This is a genomic window from Candidatus Marinimicrobia bacterium CG08_land_8_20_14_0_20_45_22, from assembly GCA_002774355.1.
Classification (GTDB): domain Bacteria; phylum Fidelibacterota; class UBA2242; order UBA2242; family UBA2242; genus 0-14-0-20-45-22.
In genome coordinates this window covers 1-23,537 of record PEYN01000076.1, presented here as the reverse complement: position 1 = coordinate 23,537, position 23,537 = coordinate 1, and the positions used below count along the sequence as shown (strand labels likewise).

General features: G+C 44.6%; 18 protein-coding genes and 1 tRNA gene. 10 read left to right on the top strand and 9 right to left on the bottom strand.

Features of this window, described 5'->3' with window-relative positions:
• Positions 1 to 140 precede the first annotated feature (140 nt).
• The gene (locus COT43_04950; GenBank protein ID PIS29074.1) at positions 141 to 851 is read left to right on the top strand and encodes a hypothetical protein; all 711 of its coding nucleotides are present in this window, start codon (positions 141 to 143) and stop codon (positions 849 to 851) included.
• A gap of 28 nt (positions 852 to 879) precedes the next feature.
• Positions 880 to 2,154, top strand: coding sequence for a DNA methyltransferase (locus tag COT43_04945; protein ID PIS29077.1), 1,275 nt, complete (start codon positions 880 to 882; stop codon positions 2,152 to 2,154).
• 107 nt (positions 2,155 to 2,261) lie between these two features.
• Here COT43_04945 and COT43_04940 read toward each other — a convergent pair whose 3' ends face one another.
• From COT43_04940 to COT43_04925, 4 genes are all read right to left on the bottom strand, one after another.
• Positions 2,262 to 2,915 carry a DNA-3-methyladenine glycosylase I gene (locus tag COT43_04940; GenBank protein PIS29076.1) on the bottom strand — a complete coding sequence of 218 codons (654 nt, stop codon included), beginning with the start codon at positions 2,913 to 2,915 and terminating at the stop codon, positions 2,262 to 2,264.
• Positions 2,916 to 2,989: 74 nt separating this feature from the next.
• Positions 2,990 to 4,000, bottom strand: a complete 1,011-nt coding sequence (locus COT43_04935) for a hypothetical protein (protein PIS29073.1) — start codon at positions 3,998 to 4,000, stop codon at positions 2,990 to 2,992.
• A 41-nt stretch (positions 4,001 to 4,041) separates the two neighbouring features.
• Positions 4,042 to 5,013 carry a hypothetical protein gene (locus COT43_04930; protein PIS29072.1) on the bottom strand — a complete coding sequence of 324 codons (972 nt, stop codon included), beginning with the start codon at positions 5,011 to 5,013 and terminating at the stop codon, positions 4,042 to 4,044.
• A gap of 89 nt (positions 5,014 to 5,102) precedes the next feature.
• Entirely contained in the window at positions 5,103 to 7,319 is a 2,217-nt protein-coding gene (locus COT43_04925) for a copper-translocating P-type ATPase (GenBank protein PIS29071.1), read from the bottom strand.
• 189 nt (positions 7,320 to 7,508) lie between these two features.
• Between COT43_04925 and COT43_04920 the strand changes: the two genes are divergently transcribed.
• Positions 7,509 to 8,423: a prenyltransferase gene (locus tag COT43_04920; protein PIS29070.1), complete on the top strand. Its 915-nt coding sequence runs from the start codon at positions 7,509 to 7,511 to the stop codon at positions 8,421 to 8,423.
• A gap of 38 nt (positions 8,424 to 8,461) precedes the next feature.
• On the opposite strand, the gene COT43_04915 is transcribed toward COT43_04920, so the two are convergent.
• Complete coding sequence (locus COT43_04915) at positions 8,462 to 11,263, bottom strand: hypothetical protein (protein ID PIS29069.1); 2,802 nt, start codon at positions 11,261 to 11,263, stop codon at positions 8,462 to 8,464.
• A gap of 289 nt (positions 11,264 to 11,552) precedes the next feature.
• Here COT43_04915 and COT43_04910 point away from each other — a divergent pair, with 289 nt between their 5' ends.
• The 6 genes from COT43_04910 to COT43_04885 all read left to right on the top strand — a co-directional run bounded on the left by COT43_04910 (position 11,553) and on the right by COT43_04885 (position 18,461).
• Entirely contained in the window at positions 11,553 to 12,572 is a 1,020-nt protein-coding gene (locus COT43_04910) for an LD-carboxypeptidase (GenBank protein ID PIS29068.1), read from the top strand.
• Between the two features lie 128 nt (positions 12,573 to 12,700).
• Positions 12,701 to 12,922: a ferredoxin gene (locus COT43_04905; GenBank protein PIS29067.1), complete on the top strand. Its 222-nt coding sequence runs from the start codon at positions 12,701 to 12,703 to the stop codon at positions 12,920 to 12,922.
• Positions 12,847 to 14,061 carry a 2-oxoglutarate synthase subunit alpha gene (locus COT43_04900; protein PIS29066.1) on the top strand — a complete coding sequence of 405 codons (1,215 nt, stop codon included), beginning with the start codon at positions 12,847 to 12,849 and terminating at the stop codon, positions 14,059 to 14,061. The genes COT43_04905 and COT43_04900 overlap by 76 nt, the downstream gene beginning before the upstream one ends.
• On the top strand, positions 14,058 to 14,915 hold the full coding sequence (locus COT43_04895) for a 2-oxoacid:ferredoxin oxidoreductase subunit beta (GenBank protein ID PIS29065.1): 858 nt from the start codon (positions 14,058 to 14,060) through the stop codon (positions 14,913 to 14,915). The genes COT43_04900 and COT43_04895 overlap by 4 nt, the downstream gene beginning before the upstream one ends.
• The gene (locus COT43_04890; protein ID PIS29064.1) at positions 14,899 to 15,465 is read left to right on the top strand and encodes a 2-oxoglutarate ferredoxin oxidoreductase subunit gamma; all 567 of its coding nucleotides are present in this window, start codon (positions 14,899 to 14,901) and stop codon (positions 15,463 to 15,465) included. Before COT43_04895 ends, COT43_04890 begins: the two co-directional genes overlap by 17 nt.
• Positions 15,466 to 15,599: 134 nt before the next feature.
• Positions 15,600 to 18,461, top strand: a complete 2,862-nt coding sequence (locus COT43_04885) for a hypothetical protein (GenBank protein PIS29063.1) — start codon at positions 15,600 to 15,602, stop codon at positions 18,459 to 18,461.
• Between the two features lie 144 nt (positions 18,462 to 18,605).
• Here the strand turns inward: COT43_04885 and COT43_04880 are convergent, their stop codons facing one another.
• The 3 genes from COT43_04880 to COT43_04870 form a co-directional block, all read right to left on the bottom strand.
• Positions 18,606 to 20,726 (bottom strand): hypothetical protein, encoded by a 2,121-nt coding sequence (locus tag COT43_04880; GenBank protein ID PIS29062.1) that lies wholly within the window; start codon positions 20,724 to 20,726, stop codon positions 18,606 to 18,608.
• A gap of 24 nt (positions 20,727 to 20,750) precedes the next feature.
• A complete protein-coding gene (gene gap, locus COT43_04875; protein ID PIS29061.1) occupies positions 20,751 to 21,758 on the bottom strand; it encodes a type I glyceraldehyde-3-phosphate dehydrogenase in 1,008 nt (335 codons plus the stop codon).
• Between the two features lie 173 nt (positions 21,759 to 21,931).
• A complete protein-coding gene (locus COT43_04870; protein PIS29060.1) occupies positions 21,932 to 22,993 on the bottom strand; it encodes a hypothetical protein in 1,062 nt (353 codons plus the stop codon).
• A 168-nt stretch (positions 22,994 to 23,161) separates the two neighbouring features.
• On the opposite strand from COT43_04870, the gene COT43_04865 reads away from it, so the two are divergent.
• Positions 23,162 to 23,234 (top strand) — tRNA-Lys (locus COT43_04865).
• A 214-nt stretch (positions 23,235 to 23,448) separates the two neighbouring features.
• Here COT43_04865 and COT43_04860 read toward each other — a convergent pair.
• Positions 23,449 to 23,537 (bottom strand): IS630 family transposase (locus tag COT43_04860; protein ID PIS29075.1); only part of this gene is annotated, 89 nt, incomplete at its 5' end.

The following is a 23,537-nucleotide window of genomic DNA, read 5'->3' as shown; positions in this document are numbered from 1 at the left end:
GATTTTATTTTTTTAATACGAATTTTCAATGCCTCTTATCGTTCAAGGTCCAATCTATTATACCTTGATTTATGTCGAATTATTATTTAAAATTAAATAGAGAGTATTTCAAAATTTGATAGAAAGTTATCACTCGATAAATGAATGAAGTGAACGACAAAACGGCAAGTGTGAATATTAAAGAGTTTTCAAAGAAATTTCGCCACCTAAAACAATCTGGATGGATTAAATCAGAAAGAAGAGGTCCGACGGGAATAGGGCATACTTTGGAAAAATCTCTCGGTCTTACTGAAAATAATATTGCATTGCCCGACTTAGGAAAAATCGAATTAAAATCGCATCGAATTAATTCCAGCTCGATGATAACGCTTTTCACTTTCAACCGAAAAGCGTGGAAAATGAATCCGCTTGAGGCGATTCGACAATATGGTTCTCCAGATGAAAACGGAAGATTGGGCATTTACTATACAATGAGTCGAACACCCAACAGTAACGGACTTTTTCTGCCTGTAGAAGACGATGCAATCTCCGTTCGTCACATTTCGGGTAATATCTTAGCCGAGTGGAATCTAGAAAATTTGGAAAAAAGGTTTAAACAAAAAGTCCCAGCGTTGATTCTTGTTAGCGCTTTTAGTGAAGTTCGTGGAGGAACAGAGTGGTTCAAATTTGAACGAGCGCAATTATTAAAAGGTACAACCTTAGATATTATTCATAATCAGATACTTTCTGGAAATATTCTCGTGGATTTAAGATTGCATGATAAAGTCACATCCGCTCGGAATCACGGCACCGGATTTCGTGCACATGAAAATAAATTATCCTTACTGTTTGAAACTATCCATGAATTGTGAAAATAAAGTCAAAGAGCCTCAGCTCGTAATTTGGGAAAAATCCGGCGAACGATTTGGGAAAAACGACTGGACTTTTAATGGCGCATCAACGCGGCAACTGACCCATTGCTATCACGATTATCCAGCTAGGATGATTCCTCAAATTTCGGACAAATTACTCAAATTATTCGGCTATAAAGCAAAAACGCTTTTCGATCCATATTGCGGAACCGGTACATCCTTAGTTGAAGGAATGATTAAAGGGCTGAATGTATATGGAACCGACCTAAATCCATTAGCAAGACTCATTGCCCAAGCCAAAACCACATTACCGGATTTAGAGCAGCTGGATAAACAAATAAATCGGATCAATAAATTTGCTTTGATTGAAAATAAAAAACTGGCAGAACATAAAACCACTATTTCCGGTATCAACGATTTGAATTTTTGGTTTAAAAAGGATGTCATCGAAAAATTATATCAAATCAGAGAGCAGATTCAAAGCATAACAGAAGAATCGATCCGGATTTTCTTCGATGTCGTGTTTAGTGAAACAGTTCGGGAATGTTCGAATACAAGAAATGACGAGTTTAAACTCTATCGATACAATCCGAGGCAATTGGAGAATTACAGCCCGAATGTGTTCGCTGCGATTACTCAAAAAATCCAGCGCAACCGAATTGGGTTACAGAATTTTTATGATATTATTCGTTCTTTAAAGAGCGCTCCCGTATCTCAGATATTTGATTTTAATACCGTCGCCGCCATTCCGAAGGCGATTATCCCGGATGATAGCATCGATATAGTTATCACGTCGCCGCCCTATGGCGACTCGCATACAACGGTTGCTTATGGGCAATATTCCCGTCTTTCTTCTGCTTGGCTGGGTTTAAATGAACCGGAAAAAGTTGATCGGAATCTGATGGGTGGCAAAGTTATTAAGAAACAAATCATCTTTCCTTGTGAAGAACTAAATTTTTCGATCAATCAAATAAACTCTATAGACGGGAAGCGATCAAGAGAAGTATCCTCATTTTATCAAGATTTATTGTTGTCTATCTCGAATGTTGTCAAAGTTATTAAACCTTTTGGTTATGCGTGTTATGTCATTGGAAACCGAAAAGTTAAGGGAATAGAACTTCCTACCGGTCGTGCGGTTAGGGATTTTTTTATTTATTACGGATTTGATCATGTAGATACATTTACTCGTTCGATTCCCAATAAACGAATGCCTTCCAAGAATAGCCCAACGAATGAAGCAGGTATCAATGACAATACAATGACTAAAGAATATGTTGTCGTTATGCGGAAAAAATATCAATAAAATAATGTTTCCCAGAACACGATTCATTTTCAAGAGTAGTTTATCATTTTCAATGTTCGCGTTTTCACTTTCGTATTGATCTACTGAATATCGTTTTTAATCATAATTCAATCAGGTGATGCGTTGGACTCTTCAAAATCTAATTTTCTCGTCCTTTTTGGAATATCGGCGCCGGATGATTTCGTGCGGGATTGTTCTCCGACTTCCTTCCAGCGGAAGCATGAAACGAGATGATCGTTGACCATTCCCGCCGCCTGCATGAATGAGTAGCATATCGTCGGGCCGACGAACCGAAAACCGTTTGCTTTCAGTTCAGCGCTCATTCGTTCGGCCTCAGGCGATGTAACCGGAATCTGCTTTTCTTCCGTCCAGTGATTCGTAATGGTTTCCCCGCCCGTGAATTGCCAGATGAATGCATCGAACGAGCCGTGTGACCCGACGATTTTCAGAAAAGCACGAGCGTTGTCGATCGAAGCAAGAATTTTCAGCCGGTTGCGGATAATCCCAGCGTCATTCATCAATCGCTCGACATCTTTATCGTCAAAACGCGCAATCGCTTCGGCATAAAATCCGGCAAATGCATGACGAAAATTTTCACGCTTGCGGAGAATCGTTGACCAGCTAAGTCCCGCCTGAAAAGCATCCAGAATCATAAATTCAAAGAGTTTTCGGTCGTCATGAACCGGCGTTCCCCATTCGGTATCGTGATAGGCGATCATATCGGCATCCGCTTTCGGCCAATGACAACGGGAGAGTTCCATAAATTTTTTCTTATATAATTCTTGGTTTAAAGTTGCATCAAGATTATCGGAATTTTTAGAGAATTTCAAGTTGATTATTGAAAGTGGTTTCCGCATTTGTCGCAGAAGAAACCTGTCGGTTCTCCTTTGAGTTTTCGTTCTAGTCGCTTGAAGGATCTCAGGTAGGCGCTTCCGGTGGAAATTCCGCAGGCGGGACAAACGTTGGCGAGAAAGCGTTTATTTTCCTGATGATCGAAAAATATTTTTAACAAGACGCCGGATTTACGAGCAACTGTCTGTTCGACTTCAGAAAAATACTCCGGTCCATGCAAGATGCCTCCGACTTCCATAAAAGCAAGATTCATCGGCGAACCGCACCGCCAGCAGTGACTTTCTACAACAAAAACAGTTTTAATGGAAAGTGCGCCGCCACATTTCGGACAACGTTTCTTGGGGCAAAATCGAACGGTTGTCGGATGAATGTCCTCACTTTCGCCCAACGCTTCCAAATCTTCAGCCGAGTGAACTGCGAAAATTAGCAGTGGAATAAATCGTTTTTCACATATGTCGATGACTTCCGGTTCCGGATTGTGTGTGACGGCAATTTCAATAGCGGCGGTCGGGACGGATTCGGCGTTCAGCAAGACAATATCCGGACGAATCGTGTCGATGGGCTTTTCCATTTCTATTGCGCTGACATTTTCGAGTAGGTTCAGTCGATGTCTTTCGCCGCAGAGGACACATTTCCATGTAATCGGCAAGGATCCTTGCGATTTTAAAAGAGCAACGATTTTATCATAAATGAGTATCTTGGCGATATGGTGAAGAACCGTTTCGGCGGAGCAGGCGTCGCTGGAATAATGCGAAAAGTGATGTCGGCGCTTTTCACCTTTTCTGGCGATGACAGGCATTTTGCAAACGGGGCAAACGCATTGGCAAGCGAGTCCGCGTTCCACCTGAGAAATGTGAATCAATCTTCCGTTCTTCTCGGCATAAGGTACTTTAATTGCGCCGTCAGAAGGTCGAATTTCATCAATTTGTTTTCCGGTCTTTTCGAACCGGATGTTTTCGAGCAATTCTTTTAGATTTTCCGGATAAATCTCCACGAATGAAATTTAGTCAGGAATCCAAAAGAAAGAATGGAAAACTATTTTGCAAAGACTTTACGTGTGAAATCGACGTCTGCCTTCGTGAGCGGTCGATTCCAGCCGGAAAGATTCGTTTCGACCTGCGTCTGATTTCGGAATCCGGGAATAACGGCGGCAACCACTTCGTGGCTAAGTATAAATTGGAGCGCAAACCGGCTGAGTTCGGAAGGCGAATTACCAAAGTGCGCTTTAATCTTTTCCATTTTTGGTTCCAGTGCCGTAAGACTTTCCACAGTAAACTTTGGCGAGCGTTTTCGGTGATCGCCTTCGTCGAAATGTGGCGGATTTTTGGCGGAATATTTCCCCAGCATAAGTCCCTGATTCAGCGGGCTGAACGCGATAAAAGACAATTTCCGCTCATCCATCAGTTTCCTAACCGGCGAGCCTGGACGGATGAATCGGTCGTCCATCGCATGTGCAAAACTCTGTAAAACCGTCGGGCGGACTTTTGGAACGAGCCGCAGAAAATCTTTATTGGTGTAAGCGGATTGGCCGACAAGCCGTAGTTTGCCTTCATCTTTCAGCCGATGCATCATATCCACAGCGTCGTCGAGATAACAGTCATTTTCGCCGAAATTGCCATGATGAAAATAATAAATATCGACGTAATCGCGCCGAAGATTGACCAATGATTGCTCAAGTTGGTGCCGGATGTGTTGCGGCTCGTAAGCGTGTTCGGCAGTTCCGGGAAACCACCCGACTTTCGTTGCGATAATGACATCTTTCGAGTGTTGACCGAGCGCACGGGCGAGCATTCGCTCCGCTCTGCCGTTTCCATAAGCGTCCGCATTGTCGAAATGATTGACGCCCTGATCGATGGCGTAATTAATGGCACGAGTCGCTTCTGCTTCATCCACGTTCGCCCAGCCGTTCGGAACGCCGTCGATCCAGTTTAATCCGCCGAGCGTCCAGCATCCGAGACTGATTTCGGAAACGCTTATGTCCGAATTACCAAGTTTTCTGTATTTCATATCTAACTCCTTTTTTTATCATTATTTATTTTAACATTAAAATCCATTATCCACCTAACCAATTCATTCTACTTAATCTACCCGATCTATTACTCAATTTTCGGGACGAAATTTTTCAGCATGAGTGAAAGCGAAATAACCGTTACGGAACTCAACGCCATGGCCGCCCCCCCCAATTCTGGACGGAAAGTGATTCCAAATAGTGGCGTTAAAATTCCCGCGGCGACCGGAATGAGCGCGATGTTGTAGGCAAACGCCCAGAACAGATTTTGCCGGATTTTCGACATGACTTTTTGGCTCAATTGCAGAGCGGCAGTGACATTTGTCAGATCGTTTTTCATCAAAACGATGTCAGCGCTTTCCATCGCAACGTCCGTCCCGGAGCCGATAGCAATGCCTACGTCAGATTGCGCCAAAGCAGGCGCGTCGTTGATTCCATCGCCGACAAACGCGACGATTTCGCCGTTTTTCTGCAACCGTTTCACTTCTGTGGCTTTGTCTTGTGGTAAGACCTCTGCTAAAACGCGTTCTATGCCGATTTTTTGTGCGATGGCTTTTGCCGCACGCGCATTATCGCCTGTTAACAATGCGGTTGAACGACCTGATTTTCGAAGATTTTCCACAGTTTTGAGAGCGGATGGTTGAATTTTGTCGGAGATGGCAATGATTCCTTTTGCATCTCCGTCGATTGCGACAACGATGACGGTTTTACCGTCACCGCTGAACCGGTCGATTTCCCGTATAAAATCTTCGGACACGACAATCTGGTTTTCCTTAAGAAATTTTGCGTTTCCAAGGACGATTTTCCGATCGCCGATTCTGGCCAGAACGCCTTTTCCGCCAATGGACTCGAATGCGTCGGGTTGTTGAATCGTGATGCCGAGTGAATCAGCGTATTTTACGACGGCTGAGGCAAGTGGATGTTCGGAGTTCTTCTCGACCCCGGCCGCGATTGCAAGGAATTCAGATGTTATCATGTTCGGCGAAAAAATATCCGTGACTTCAGGTTCGCCGAGAGTTAACGTGCCGGTTTTATCAAAAACGACAGTAGTAATGCGGTCGGCGACTTCCAGGGCTGATCCATTTTTAATCAAAATTCCAAGTTCGGCGCCACGCCCGATACCGACCGTAACCGCTGTCGGCGTTGCCAATCCAAGCGCGCACGGGCAGGCAATCACTAAGATTGAAATGAGCGTCGTGAGTGAAAATAACAACGTCTTGCCGACGATAAAATACCAAAACAAAAATGTCAATGCCGCAATTATCAATATTGTCGGGATGAACCAGGCAACAGCTTTATCCGCCAATTGCTGAACCGGCGGTTTAGAACCTTGCGCTTGTTCGACCAATTGAATGATTTGCGCCAGAACCGTGTCTTTGCCGATTTTCGTAGTAGTGAATTTCAGGACGCCGTTTTGGTTGATCATGCCGCCGACCAGCGAATCGCCAGCCTGTTTGAAAACCGGCGTCGGTTCGCCGGAAATCATGGATTCATCGACGAAACTTTCGCCGCTTAGAACTTCGCCGTCTACCGGAATTTTCCCACCCGGTTTGATGACGACAATATCGCCGATTTGAACCGATTCGATGGCCATTTCCATCTCAATGTTATTCCGAATCACAAAGGCAGTTTTCGGCTGAAGTTCAATCAACCGCTTAATCGACGTGGATGTTTTACCTTTTGCTTTCGACTCCAGAAACCGGCCGATTGTCAGAAACGTCGCCAGAAAAATTGCAGTTTCATAGAACATAAAATCCTGAGTCAGAATGATTTCAAATGTTCCAAACACGCTGGCGGCAAAAGCGACGCTGATGCCCATCGCATACATAACGTCCATGTTTAAATTTCGGTTTTTAAGAGACATGAAAGCTGCGCGGAAAATCGGCAAACTTAGAAAAATGAAAATCGGCGTCGAAATCAGCAACTGAAAGTAATGAGTCGAAATCGGGAAAGGAATGTCAACGAACATCCGGATCATTAAAAACGTCCCAATGATCAAACCGGTCCAGATACGAATTTTCTTGAGCCGCAGATCGTTCGTAAGGCTCTCTTCGGTCACTTTTTCCGTCTCTGCACCTTCTTCGCCGAGATAAATATACCCAGAAGATTCGATGGCCTTTTTTATCTGATTTAAATCGAGATGGTCGTCTCGATAACCGATGGTCGCTTTTTCGGTGGCGAGATTCACCGTTGCCTCGCTGACGCCGTCGAGCCGGCTGAGAACGGTTTCGACGGTTTTGACACACATGGCGCAGGTCATCCCACCGATTTTTAGAGTTGTATATTTTACTTGTTCGTTTTTCATGACGGTTACAAAATAGAATAAAATTAGTGACCAATCATTTGATACGTGACCGGAAAATTTGTTACTGTGATCGGTTCTGGATAGCGCAATTTTTTGATTGAAGACACTGCAAAGCGAAACAGTTCTTGTTTATCTCGGCTCAGATAAATAGACTACTCGCTATTTTTTTTCAATGGAGATTAAATTAGAATGAGAGAGAAAATTCGTGCATTATTGGATTTAACGCGCGCCCGTTTTGCGCCGGTATGGCCTTTACTATTTGCATCCGGATATTTGCTTGCCGTTGAAAATTACGGACAATTTTCGTGGACGGTGCTCATTCACGTGGCGCTGATCGGTTTGTTTGGATTCGAAGCGGGAATGGTGCTGAACGATGTCATCGACCATAAGATCGACGAACGTGACGTGGAATTCGATAAACTGACGAAATATTGGAGACCGTTCGGTAAGCGTCCGATTCCAGCCAGTTTAATTTCTTTCAAAACCGCGGTTTGGATTGATGCGCTTTTCTTTCTAACGACATTTTTCCTGATCTTGGCTCTACCTCAATCGAACCGCTGGTACATTCTGGCGATGATGCCGGTATGTTATTCTCTTGAATCGTTCTACAATCTAAAAAAACGCCGGGAACGTCTGCCGCTAGCGCAGTTGGTGGGACGAATGGATTTCGCGTTGTTTCCCGTCGTCGGCTATCTGACTGTAGGCGTCTGGGACTATCGTGCGACGCTATTCTTTTTATTTTTCTATCCCTTAGCTCTTGTGCATCTTGGTGTTAATGATCTGGTCGATATTGTCAATGACCGCGCGCGAAAAGTCAATACGGTTACGACGATGTACGGCATCGACGGAACGATAAAATGGGTAGGCGTCGCTACAGCTATCCATCTGATCATGGCGGTTCTGTTTGTCAGTTCGCTGGGAGTGACAGCGCGATATGGATTTTTAATCGGTTTCGCGCTCATCTCGATCGCCAACGGATTGATCATAACGGAAAAGACACCCGCTTCGGCGCTGAAGGCATTGCCACTGGTTCATGCGACAATGCTCGTCTATATCGTTTCGATCATTCTGGACGTCGCTTTATATCGGCAAGAAAAAGTTTGAACGGTAATTTCTGGTGGCAGACGATTGTCTGGTTTTGACTAATAACCCAGGATGAAATCAACACGCCAATCTTTTTCATCGATTCGATAAGAAAAGCGCGCGCCCAGACTGATTGGCAATACAAGCAGATCAAAAAAGTGGCAGTCATTCCGGATTTCGAATCCCGCAGAAGAGTAATTTTTCTTCACAGCGCCCAATTCGCCTCTGCCAATATCGATAAAACCGGTTGCGCGAATTCGCTTGAGATAAAACAGGCTTCCCAGCGCAAAATCGGGATAAAAGAGCGGAAAGGAATATGTCAATGCGCCATCGTAAAGGCGATCGCAATCTACGACTTCATAACCTCTCGGGAATTGAACCGCGCTGGCAAAGCGATAATCATCGGTTGATTGAAATTCAAGTCCGGCAGTGACGCCGAGACTGTGATGTTTAGCCAAACCGGGGAAACGGAAAGTCGCCGTTGCACTTCCGATACTCACCCGATAGTCGGAATTGAATGATGTATGCGAAATTGATAATGAACCTGAGAATACATGGCGAGGATAAATATCGCGCGGTGCAGGCGTATCGTACCGGTTATAAGCTACCTTAGCCGAAACGGGCATGACGTTGCCATCGAATTGTGATATTGTGTTTTCACGGTGGTTCACGCTCAAGTATGATAAAACAGAGATGAGTTCCAGTGATGTGTTATGATAATCAACCGATAGATCAAGCGGAATGCGGAAACCAATGGAATAGCCGCGTTCATTCCAATGATCGGTTTCAATCTCTCCGTTATTTGTTATCGTCGTAACACGATCACCATACTTGAAACCGGCATCGATGATCGGGAAGAAACCGGCATAGCTAGCGTTTGCCTCGTAACCGACGGATTTTTCATTTGCGTTGTAGGTCATTCCCAGTGAGACAGCAGTTGTATTAAGCAAATCGTTCGACAACACACCGAAAGTCGATGCGACGGATGACGGATAAAAGAACCATGAATGAATGTTCATTAAATGCTCAAGAGGCTTATAATCGTGGATTTCATATTGATTTTTCGGAAGTTTTTTTTCGCTGAAGAAACCAGAGCCCTGTTCCTGAGCGATCATTGGTTCGAAATAGTTTACAGGATTTCGAGAAACAGTGGAAAGCGGTTTCCAATTTGACGAATCCAGCGGCATTTCGGCAAGAAAATGACCGTTCACGGTGTAATCAGAGAAGAGAATTCGTTTTCCGTCAGACGAAACGCAAGGATAAAATGCGCCGAACTTCCGCGATGAAACCTGAAAGCGGTCGTGATTAACTATATCGACTGCATAAAGATTGTCAATTCCGGAATAAGGCGATTCATACAGAATATATTGTCCATAAAAAACCGGATGCTGAATGTTTTCAAACGATTCTGGAAGAATGTCGACAATCCCACCGTTTTCTAAGGATAAAATGCTGAGCGCGACGCCTTGAAATCTCTGGCGCGTAAAAACAATTTGCTTGCCATCGCTCGAAAATGACGGATTCCTGAAAAAGTAATTTTCCGGATTCGGAAATCTCTGGAGAATTTGACCCGTTTGCGCATTCAGCAAAACCATTGCACAGTGTCGGGTAGAGTCAAATTCAACTGCCGCGATTTGGCGTCCATCGGGTGAAACGGATGGGGAGAAAAATTTTCCATTTTCTGTGATAATTTTGTACTGCCGTGAATCCAAATCAAACGTGCAGATGTCGGAGTAAACGTCGTTTGCCCAGCGCGGATGTGGATTCTCCTCGCTCCAAGCGACGATATTTCCGCCGTAACTGATTCTTCCGCTTCCTCCGATCTGACGTATTTTTTCTTCTTTGCCATCGGAAAAAACATTGACAAGCGTCGCGGGGTCCGCCAATCCATACTTGATGGTCAAGATTGATCCGTCGTTGCGATAGGAAGGATAGACGTAATTTGTCCAAATATCGGAGTTTGTATCTGAAAGAATCGTCGCTTGTGTCAGCGGCGTGTCCGCCAATTGTTTTTGCCAAAGCGTTGTTAGATTGTCCATCGCGGCGTCGTAAATTTTGCTGGTATTTTTACCGGTGACTTTTTTTAATGATCGGGAAAATGCAAAAGGATTGTAGCTGTGTTTTGCCGTCAAATCGAGTACCCGACTCCACGAATCCGCTCCATATTTCCGACGGACGTACGTCGTCATATAATATCCCAGTCGGTAGTGATTGGGATAATAATTTTTGTATGAGCGCATGAAGGCTTGATGATAAGGTGTGCGGATTCCAGAAAGTAGATTGGCGCGAATCTCCATGCCAAATGCGGGCATTCTGCCTCGACCAGATTCGTTCAGAGCGGTTTCGGTACAGACGGCGTCACCTTCGAGAAACCAGAACGGGACGGAGAAGAACTGCATACCGAGTAGAGAGAGATTGCCGCCAAAAATGTATGCAATGCGATTGAAACCGCGGTTATTTTTGTCGAACTGAGCCGTGTGGCGTCCCTCATGAATCGCCAACAGATCCCAGAAATCGATCGGCAAACCAATTTCGTTATCCTGACCGGGCGTGGCGTACCATTCGCTTTTTTTAGGAATGAGATTGGCGTAACCATTGGTCGCGGCGTTTCGGCTGTTCAGAATGATCGGCCATTTTTTGGGTTCTGTTTTCAGGGTTTTCCCGATCGCCGGGTAGAGATATTCCAGATTATTGGCAACACGCATGGCGTCAATCGATATTTCCGAAGGGAATATGATGCGGTAATGCGCCGTTTGAATGATTTTCCAATCAATTTCCGGCACAAACTGATTATTGTCGATGAGTTGGGCAAGAAGAATAACGGGCGAGCAGATCAATACCGCTACTAACGAGCATTTCATCCGGTTTTTTTCTCTTTGCGGAAAAGGTAAAACATCGCTGGAATTTAAGCCGGTTTTACTATGCTTTCAAACGATTCGTTTCCGAGGCGTTTTTAAATGATCTCTCCAAATTGATATTATTGGCTCTATAAATCGACTCCTATCTCTCGCCGCTTTTGTTGGCGATTAGATAAATTGCTCCAAGTCCGTTAAACGTTCTGATAATCAGTAAAGTCATCATAAATTTTATATCAATTTATTGCACGGCAATTGATTTGTCAATTGGAAATTCATCGATCGGCGAAAACCTATGACCAGATTGAAGGAAACAAAAATCTTTCTCTTTCCGGTTATTATTTGCAATTTTCGGCGTGTTTCGTATGACCAACAGGAGATGGATAAAATGTTCAGATTACCACGACCTTTAAAAGTCGGCGATACGATCGGTATCATTGCTCCGGCAAGCGCCGCCAAACGGATTAGCCTTCAAAAAGGAATTCAATATTTAAAATCTCAAGGCTTCAAAGTTAAAACTGCTATAAACCTCAGTCGGGGAAAATTTTACCTAGCCGGTTCGGACGAAAGCCGGATCGAATCACTCGAAACCTTTTTTCTCGATCCGGAAGTTGACGGAATCATTTGCGCGCGTGGCGGTTACGGAATTATGAGAATTATCGATAAAATCGGTTATGATAAGCTGAGCGAGATTCCGCCTAAAGTGTTCGTTGGCTATTCCGATATAACGGCTCTGCAAATGGCGTTGTTGAACAAACTCGGCTGGATCACTTATTCCGGCCCGATGGTCGCTTCCGATATGGGAAAAGAGTTCGATTCTTTTTCGGAAAACTGGTTATGGAAAGTGGTGATGGCGCATCCGTATCCGATCGAGTTGAAGAATCCACCGGATCGGCAACTAACAGCTTTTCGCGAGGGTGTCGCCGAGGGAAAACTCATCGGCGGTTGTTTTTCGCTGATCACGCCGCTTTTGGGAACCTCCTATCTTCCAACGCTGAAGGACGCAATTCTGGTCATCGAAGACATCGACGAGAAGACCTATCATCTTGATAAACTGTTTCAGATTGCCCGACTGCATGGCGTTTTCGATCAAATCGCCGGTCTCATTGTCGGTGATTTTGTGAATTGTTTTCCTAAAAATTCTTCCAAGTGCTTTACGGTCGAAGATTATTTGAAAGATTTTGTTGGAGGTTACCAATTTCCGGTCATTACCAATTTTGCCTACGGACACATCAAACAGCGTTTTACACTGCCGTTTGGGATTCGTGCCAAGATCGAAACGTCCCCCGCAAAGGTGACATTGCTGGGGAATTGACAAATCTCTGGCACGTTTCTTGTCTTTAATAAATTAAGTTTTTTGGAGACGAATACGCGGAGTCTAACGGAAGGAATACCCAATATAGTGTCACGAATTTCTCAAAAAATAAAAATCGGAAACCAGATATGAAAAAAGTTCCTATAGTTACTATTAACGAAAAATGGTGTAAAAGCTGCGATATTTGCGTCCATTTTTGCCCAAAGCAAGTTTTGGAGATGGGGCAATTCAGTGCCGTTGTTGCTCATCCAGAGCAATGTATCGGGTGCAAAATATGCGAGAATCTTTGCCCGGATTTTGCCATTACGGTCGAGTTCGAAGAGGAGAAGAAACAAGAGGAATTGGAGTAATTGTGGATAATCAAAAATCAAATATACGGATGATGCAGGGAAACAGCGCCTGTGCGGAAGGCGCTATTGCCGCCGGCTGTCGTTTTTTTGCCGGTTATCCGATTACGCCGTCTTCGGAAATTGCCGAAGATTTGGCGGAAAAACTGCCCGCGATAGGTGGCAATTTTATCCAGATGGAAGACGAAATTGCGGCGATGGGTGCTGTTATCGGCGCGTCATTAACCGGGGTAAAATCTCTCACGGCGACCAGCGGACCGGGATTTTCTTTAAAGCAGGAGAATATTGGTTTTGCCGCGATGACGGAAGTGCCTGTCGTCATTGTCAATGTGATGCGCGGTGGACCGAGTACCGGATTACCGACTCACACTTCACAAGGAGATGTTATGCAAGCACGATGGGGATCGCACGGCGACAGCGGAATCATTGTGCTATGTCCGGCATCTGTTGAGGAAATGTTCTATATGACCGTCAAAGCGTTTAACTTCTCGGAAAAATTCCGCACGCCAGTCATTCTTTTGCCTGATGAAATCATTGGTCATTTGACCGAAAGGATCGAACTGCCGGATTATGCGTTGCTTGAAATAGTCAACCGGAGTAAACCAATTGTTCCTCCGGAAAAATATTTGCCTTATGAAATGGTCGAATCGGACATTCCTCCGATGGCGTTTTTCGGCGAAGGCTACCGATATCATGTTACCGGATTGGCGCATGACGAGACGGGATTCCCGACGAACGATCCGGAGAAAGTAGAAGAACAAATTCGGCGCATTAACCGAAAAATTGAGCGATATCGCGACGAAATTGTCGAGGTAGAAGATGTTTTTACAGAGGATATGGACGTTTTTGTCGTCGCTTATGGCTCAACTGCCCGCTCAGCCAAACGCGCTGTTATGATTGCGCGGGAAAACGGAATTAAAGCCGGACTTCTGAGACTGAAAACGCTCTGGCCGTTTCCGGACAAAGAAATCGAAAAAATCTATCGGCGTGCCAACAAAATCGTCGTACCGGAAATGAATCTTGGGCAGATAGCGCATGAGGTTGAATGGGCAACCCGTCGGGAAAAACCGGTTATTCGTGTCAATCACGTCAACGGCGAGCCATTAACGCCGAAAGAGATTTATGAAAGAATTAAAGGTTGATTATGGACTATTTATATTATTTGCGAAAAGATAAAATGCCGCACATCTGGTGCGATGGTTGCGGCAATGGGATCATCCTCAAATCAATCTTGCGCGTTATCGATAAACTTGGCTGGAAAAAGGACGATATCGCGCTCGTTTCCGGTATTGGTTGCTCCAGCCGAACTCCTGGATATGTCGATTTTAATACACTTCATACGACGCACGGACGGGCGCTGGCTTTTGCCACCGGTTTGAAAATCGCTAAGCCAAATCTACATGTCATCGTCGTCAGTGGTGATGGTGACTCAACGGCGATCGGCGGGAATCATTTCATCCATGCCTGTCGTCGGAATATCGACATCTCAATGGTAATCTTTAATAATTACATTTACGGTATGACCGGTGGACAGGTTTCCCCAACGACGCCGACCGGTAAAAAAGCCACGACGGCTCCCTATGGAAATCCTGATGCGCCGTTTGACATTAGCCTATTGGCGCAGGGAGCGGGAGCGGCATTTGTTGCGCGGACAACCGTTCAGCAATACGCGCGTATGGACAAGTTCATCGAAATGGCATTCACGCATAAAGGATTTTCTGTTGTGGAAGTTCTGACGCCGTGCCCAACTTCTTATGGAAGAAAAAACAAAGAAGGAAACGGTGTGACGATGTTGGAATATCAAAAGCAGAATGCCGTCACGATCGAACGCGCCGCCAAACTTTCCCCGGAAGAATTACAGGGAAAACTCGTCACCGGCATTTTCGTGGATCGCGACCAGCCAACGTATCTGGAACGATACGACAATGTCAGAAACAAGGCGAAAAAAGCAATCCCGAAGGTTCGGGACGGAGAAAACTATGCCATTCAGATATGAAATCAGACTCAGCGGTTCCGGTGGACAGGGACTTATTTTAGTGGGAAAAGTGCTTGCTGAAGCCGCCGCTATTTATGATGGACTCAATGCGACGCAGAGCCAATCCTACGGACCTGAAGCCCGAGGTGGAGCCAGCCGAAGCGAAGTCATCATCTCCGACGGTGACATCGATTATCCGAAAGCCGAAGACATCGATCTGCTTCTCGCATTGACGCAGGAAGCTTGCGACAAATATGTAGGCGATCTGAAGGAAACCGGCGTTCTCATCATCGATTCGCAGATGGTTACCAAGCAATTAGAGGGAAATTACAAAGTTGTATCGCTTCCCATCATCCAATCAGCCGTTGAGCGTCTCGGTAAATACATTGTCTCAAACATCGTTGCACTGGGGATCATCTCTAAAATCTCCGGAATTGTATCGGAAGATGCCATTTTGCACGCAATTCACGCGCGCGTTCCGAAAGGAACCGAAGAACTGAATATCCAGGCATATAATATGGGCGTCGAACTTGCCCAAAAGTGGCTTGAAGAACATTCCGAAACCCGATAAACATTTCATCTAAACCAGTGAGCACGATTTCTGATCGCTCCGTTTCTGACGTTCTTGCAAGAGCATCGGCGCTTGGAAACCATCATCTAAAACACATTTTCAATATCGAGAGGAATTTCGATTCTCTTGTCTCAATGATTGAAAAGAACGGATTGATTGATCAGTTCCAATTCGGAGTCTTATCGCCAAATCCCGGACGAGAGATGAAACTGATTGTCAGATGCTCGGAGGAGCGATCGAAAACGCTGGAAATGCTCGGTTGTTATTTTTCGCTTCAATTTCTCACTATGAATATCAAGGCGCTCGATATTTTACAGATGGATTTGTTTGAAGCGCCGAACCGTTATGATGTCTTTCGGTCGTTTGTAATCCGTACCGGAAACGATTTTCGGCTTTTGTCCGGCGCGTATATGACGACGCTGATGGATATTTTCCTACCGCAGAAAAAACGTCCCGATTTTGTCGTTTGCGGTGTCGGCACGCGCGTCGATCAGGACGATATCGACATGGGTGTGATAGACACCGGGCCGAAAAACCGCGAAATTCTGACAGCGGCTTTTGGTGCTTTAAATACCGAAATGCTGAAATACGCCTGCACGCTTCACTTCCATCTTTCCGAACATGTCGGTATCAAACGAGGCTTCTCGGCTTCCATCGAGGAATATCATTTGCTTCTTGATGAACAGATACAGGATGTGGTTATTCTCAGTGAGATGCTTAACGCGGTTCCGATCCTCGGGAATATCCGGCTGTTTAACCGCTTTGATCGGGAAATCCTTGGACGCTACTATTTTCATAAGGGAAAAGACAACAAATATCACGAAGGATTTTTACGCGGACTGCTGGGCGAAATTCGCGATCTGATGACTTTTGAACCGCCGGAATCGATGCTGAATCCCAAGCGCGATGCGCTGAGAATGCTCAAAGCCGCGCTTTTTGCTCAGCGAACCGCCAAAGGAATTCACGGACACACGTCGCTCGAAGTTCTGGGAAAACTCATGATTGACGACAGGGCGAATCATGAAAATTACCAACTTATTTATCAAGCGCTGACCTTCTTCGAGACGTTCCGATTTTTGTATATGTTATTCGTCGTCCAGGAAGAGGAAATTCCGCTCGAATCGGATGAGAATTCTGAAAACTTAAGAAAAGTTGCCTCTGCCATGGGATATGAAGATCAAGCGTACGCTAACGCGCAGGAGCAGTTGATGGTGCATTACCGCGATCATCAGCGAATCGCACGTACCGGCGTCGAGAATCTGATCCGGGAGATTACGCACCACCTCAATAATATTACGGTATTCTTTCCGATGACGCATCCCAAACTCGACGGCGGTTATCGCGGCAACATCGCGGTGGATTTCCTGAAAACCTCGCGGTTTTTCCGCGGAACTCGGTTCTGGGAAGATATTCATTATTGGATGGACAAAGACGACGAGTCGATGTTGAGCCGGTTTGTGGACGATTTTTTATCTCTGCCGGAAGCCAAACAGAAAGCGCTTGTGCGGTCTTATATTCATTGGAGCAATCAGACGCCATATCCGATTTTGGCGCTGATTACGATCCTGCTCAATCACCGTCCACAGTTAGCAAAAATGTCGTTTTTCTGCGATCTGACCGATGGTTATATACGCAGTTTGGACGATACGCTTCAGACGGTGACGCGACTGAGCCAGATCGTCAACTACTCGCCGCAGAGGCTGAATGATTTCATTGCCAATTTATCGGAAGTGCATCTGAAAAGATTTACAGAAATCGTTCGGAATCCGATTTGGCCTTCCGACGTCGAGAAATCCCGACAGGCGCTGTATTCGTTGTGCCAGATGTATTTACGGAGCAGTTACTATTTTAAACGGTTTATTCACCGTGTTTTCCGGAGTTATCCTCATTTCATCAGTTATCTGAATCGAGAGGAGAAAGTCTGGAAATTGACCGATGGATTATATCGAAGTTTAGACAATATTGACACTTTTAGTGGAAAGATGGATACGTTGGGTGATTATTACGATTTTGAGTTTATGCGGCTCGGGATTAGTATGATCGACGGCGCTCCATTGGAGGAAATTAACCGGGAATTCACACTAGTTTCTGATAATTACTTAAAACGGTTGTTCGACTATTGCCGAGAAAAAGTAAATAGCGAAATGGAAAAAAACGCTCCAAAAATGCAGGACATTTTAGCCATTTTAACCGCAGGCGGTCATGCGCGCGGTCAAGCGTTTGACGATGATTATGACCTGATCATTCTTCTCAATTCCGACGATCCGGAAATTCTGGAATTCTGCGACCGCATCATTCTAAAAATGAACAAACGTATCATCCGTCGATCGATCATGCCACATTATCGGTTTGCCGACCGATTTAAGCACTATGTCACGACTTTCAGAAATATCAGGGAATTCTTCGACCATCCAGACGACCACGCTTTTATTGACAAATCGCAATTGCTCGGCGCACGCATGATTGTAGGAACAACCCGTTTTTATGAAACTTTTATTCAAGAGATAATTCAACCATACATTTTCTCGCAAAAAGAGGAATATATCCAACATCTTCGATCTGAATTTGTTTTTCGGAAAGCAAAGGGTTTCGAAGAACAGATGATTGATATCAAGGAGTCGCCCGGCGGTCTTCGCGATATGGAAAATTTTCTTTTTATCCTGAAGGCGCAATTTGAAATCAGCAGTCCAATTTCGGCGGAATTGATCGACCGACTATCGGACTTTCTTCTTCATGAAAAAACCCTAAAATTGAAAACGTTGTTCCATGATTATTTGTTTATTAAACATGTGCGCGACCTGTACCGGTTAATGGTTTCCGACGATAATCATCTTCAGAAATCCTATCTGGCTGTTATCTGCCAGTCGCTCGCCAAATCTTATAGAACCGGCGTAATGAAAGGCGAACAATTATTCGACCGGATTCAAGTTATTCTTAGACAAAATGCCGACGGGATTACGGAGATTTTGATGGAGAATAGCGATCGGGTTAATTAGGTTGAATGGGTTGATAAGGTAGATTTGGTTAAATAGGTTGAATGGGATTTTTCAGATTCTGGTTTGTTTCTCAGAAGATGGTCTCAAAAAATAAAAACCGGCCGTTCCGTTCGGAAACGACCGGCTTTAAAAAATAAAAAATGATTACAGGTTCGTAATCTTCAATTCTATGAAAATATCGATTGTCTCTTCCGGTTGAATCCGAATAGGAAACCACGGGATAATGACCGAACTCTGATAAACACGCTCGAATCCCGCCTCGGAAAGTGAAACGGTCTCGATCGGAAACCGCCAGAAATCGGCAGAAATTTGCGTCGTGATTTCCACCTTGAATTTGTCCCATTCGTTGGCGACGCCCAGCGTTTGGATGCCCGGTTCGAAGCCGGATGAATTCAACTCCCCGGGTTCGAGTTTTTTCTCGCCGGAAAAGTAATAACGATCCGGCGAATTGCCGCCCAGCAATGCGAAATTGAATTCTGGCCCAAACCGGAAAACATTCTCACGATCGCTTGTGTTCGTCAGATGGTAGGCAACGTCGATAGACGATCTTCCGAAGGTCACGACTTTCTTAATGGAGAATTTCTGCCAGTTGACCCAGCCGTCGCGTGAAAAGGTGATGTTTTTCTTTTCCTCATCAACCAACGTGTCGTATTTCCCGGCGAGGAAATCACTGTCTTCGTAATAATCGCCGTTTCGGAACTGGTCGAGACTGACCGCCGGATGAATGATGTGATCGACGAGGTTTTTCCTCGGATGGAAGTCGTACTTCAGATATTTTTCCAACCCTTTTTCCTTGGAAAGAACAAGATCGTGAATGCTTCCCGAAGAGTTGGAATTTTCTTCCTGATCCGCGAGAAAGACTTTCCGGTGGTACGATTCGCGGTAACGGCGGATATTGTTCAGCAGGTTAAAAGATTTGTCGAACAGCGACAGCTCTTCCATAATGGCGCCGCGATGAGGCGCAAATCCGGCGTGAATATTTCCGTTGGTGACCAGAATTTCTTCCATTCCGTCAGCGTCAAAATCCATGAATTCGGCGATGAATCCACTCTTTTTTTCGATTCTGTTCAGAAGATTTTCGCTTTTCAAAAGTTCAGAATAAATCGCGTGCCGAAGATGCGGTAGGTAAAGTCCGCCGAAGATGCCGTGCCAGTACGCGCAATTGCACATACTTCGCCAGAGATGTTCGCGGGATTCGTTCAACATGGCGATTTCTTTCGGTGTGAATTCATCCGAATTCAGTTTATGCAGACGATCAGACAACCTCTGCATTTTTTTCTGCATCCAGTTTCCTTCATCGTATTTGAAGAGGAAATTGCGCCAGAATCCGCCTTTAATGAATGGGCGAACTTCGTCAATTTTTTTCTTTTTTTCGAAGTCATGGACCAGATCGCTGAACTTTTCGCCCTGTTCCCAAGGTAAAGACCACTCACTCATCTCAAAGTACGAAGCCGTTGGCAAATAAATGCGTCCTTTCGGCGGATGAGCGTCGTACCATTCTGAGAAAGTCAATGTCTTGAGCCATTCCTTGTTTTGTAGAAGAATGTCGAAGAATTTTCTCAGCCAGTTATTATCAAAAACAGCCTCGCGCGTGCCCGGCCAAACGCCAAATTTCTCGCCATCGTCCGCCATAACGATCACGTTGTTTCCGTCTTCGGTGGCGAATTGACCCAGAAGATCAATCGTGATTTGTGGTTCCTGAAACGGAATAGCATAACGCAATTTTTGGTTAATGGGGAAAATTGAGAGTGTTTTGCCTTGTTCTTCCGTGATGAAGTGTCCCGTCAGTTCCTTCGCCTGTTTTCCAGTGCTCAAGAAGTGGTAATCGTCCACCGTGATATATTGAATTCCCGATTCCGCGATCGGTTTCGCGAGTGACGGTTCCCAGACGCGTTCGGTCAGCCAAAGTCCTCTCGCTTTGTAATGGAATCGGTTTCGGATGAAATCATTCATCATCCGGATTTGTCCAATTTTATCAACGTCGGGAATAATAGCAAGCACCGGTTCGAAGAAACCGCCCGAGATGATTTCCACGTTTCCGCGAGATACCAAGGTCGCGACCTTATCCAAATATTCCGGGTGATGCACTTCGAGCCATTCCAGCAAACAACCGCTGAAATGAAACGAGATATGAATATCGGGATATTCTTCGACTATTTTCATAAAAGGCAGATAACTGTCTTGGTACGCGGCTTCAAACACAAAATCAAAGTTGCCAACCGGCTGGTGATTATGAATCCCAAATATGAAATTAACAGTTTTCATGTATAACGTACTACTGGGTGACGCTTAAAATTTGCCCATTTTTTGGACGAGTTCGACGACGCGGTTGGAATAACCCCATTCGTTGTCGTACCAAGAGACGACTTTTACGAAGTTTCCGTCGATAACCTGCGTCAAAAGTGAGTCGAAGATTGAAGAGTGGGAATTATCGACGACATCTTTGCTGACGATAGGATCAACGCAATACTCCAAAACGCCTTTCATGGCGCCTTCGGCGGCGGCTTTCATCGCAGCATTGATTTCTTCCTTCGTTGTCGTTTTTTCAAGTTCGACGGTCAAATCAACGACCGAGCCATCCGGAGTCGGAACGCGCATGGAAAAACCATCTAATTTTTTATCCAATGCCGGAATGACGAGTCCGATGGCTTTTGCGGCGCCGGTTTTGGTCGGAATAATTGACAGAGCGGCGGCGCGGGCGCGGCGAAGATCTTTATGCGGGAAATCAAGGATAACCTGATCATTCGTGTAACTGTGGATCGTGTTCATCAAACCGCGTTTAACACCGAAATTGTCATTCAGAACTTTAGTGATTGGAGCGAGGCAGTTCGTTGTGCAGGAAGCATTCGATACGAAGACGCAATCTTTAGTCAGCATCTCGTCATTAACTCCCGGAACTATCGTGGCGTCCACGTCTTCTTTCTTGTCGGCGGGAACGGTCAGGATCACTTTCTTAGCGCCGGCTTGAATATGTTTCATCATGCCTTCGCGACTGCGGAACTTGCCGGTCGCTTCGACGACAATATCGACGCCCAATTGTCCCCACGGCAACATTGCCGGATCTTTTTGAGCGAAAATCGGGTACTTTTTCCCATCGACGACGATAGCGGTTTCTTCTGCTTTGATCTCGCCCTGAAATTTGCCGTGAATGCTGTCATATTTCAGTAGATGCGCCAGTGTTTTTGCATCCGTTAAATCATTGATGCCGACGATCTCGAGATCGGCTTTTTGGTAGGCGGCCTTGAAAACCAATCGGCCGATTCTTCCAAAGCCATTAATTGCTACTTTTGTTGACATGTGAACTCCTTTTTAAAATAGTTGAATCAAAAATTTTCAATAAACATAAAGTCAGTTTAACAAACATGGAATTTAAATTCCCGAATGAACAGTTCCAAGTCTTTCCGCCCCAACTTGAAATAGTAATAAATCAGAGTGAAATAATATTTTTGTTTAATGTTTTTTGGCGTCATTTATTTATCTGGGGGCGAATCTGTTTTCATTGTTTGAGGAAGGGCGTAACCCGCCGAACGGATTTTCGATTCATTTTGTAACGTAAATTTCTGGATGGTTTCCATTGGAATGATATGGGTAATTCCATACTGAATTTCTGCCTGTTGATCAATGAATAAATCACCATGATAAGGCAGATGATCGTCGTATTTCGTTAAATCGAAATGCTCGGGCGGTTTGATTCTTAAATCGAATTCCGCCGCCGCTGATCGCGCGATGCCGACCCACTCAAAATTCGGAACACCGTCCCGAACGGCGAGGACAATTCCGCCGCTGAATCCGCGGTTGAACAATGCGTCGAGTAAAAAACTGCCGTCCTTTCCACGATTCGGATCGCTGACAATTCCAGTCGTCACCATCTTATATCCGCGCGGAAAACCCAGCAAATAAACGAAACTGCCCCATTCAAGTTCTTTTGCTTTACCAAGCGGGTAACTAAATACCGGAATGTTGTGAAATTCGCCGTCAGTAAATTTTTGACCCAACAAGGCGATGTCCGCGTTTTCATCGGAGGCGACGATCTCAAATTCGCCGGAACTCGGCAAATCCGATGCGTAATTCGTCTGTTTCTCTTTAAACGAGATACTCTGAACAAACTCATTCTTCAGATTGTCGCTGTTTTGATATTTAATAATCGTATCCGGGAAATCGATGATATGCGCACAGGTCAATAGCAAGAGTTTACTGCCGTCATTGAAAATAATGCATCCTGTTCCTGAGGCAGTTTTGGTGAAGTAAATTTGCTGAATGGGTTTGTTTTTTAGTGTACTCTGATTGATTTCCGCCGGGTGAATACGGCTGTTTTCCGGGAAGACAAAGGATTTGTAATAAGCTATGGAATTCAGGAGTTTGATCGATTCGCCGATGTCCTTTAAGTGGCGGGAAACATTACGGTTTGGAAACTCCGAATCATATCGCCCATCGGAAAGAAAAGGCGCCGCCGTTTGAGTAACACGTCCACCACAGGAAATCCATCCCAACCACAGTATAACCAGAAAAACCGTTCCTCTCGACATCTTCATTTCAACCTTTTTCCTATTCAATATTACAGTTACAAGATAAGACGAGAAAAGAAATAAATCAAATTCCTAATTTTTACCACAGAATTTTCTATCAATAGGCGATCTTTCCCGCCGGAATTTTTCTTGGAAATCTGTTGATTGATTGATAATTTTGTAGGCTTTTTTTCAGGGTGCATAGCTCAGTTGGTAGAGCATCGGCCTTTTAAGCCGTGGGTCGTAGGTTCGAATCCTACTGCACTCACTTCAAAATCTTTCCTTCAGAAAACGAATCCATTCTGCATTGAATTACCTCATGTTTACGGGATACTTTGAAAAATATTTTAAAAACTGTTGTGAGTTATTAAAGAATAGACAGAGGTGGCAAATTTTTTATTGATTCTTTTGGAAATTTCTCTTATAATCAAGTAGCTTTTTGAATATAAAGAATATAAAATGAACGGATAAGTAGTGTTATGTTAACATGATAATGACGGATATAACCGTTTGAGTTTAATACGTGCATCATCTGTTGTAAACTGCCAATTAATCTTTGCATTTTTATTAT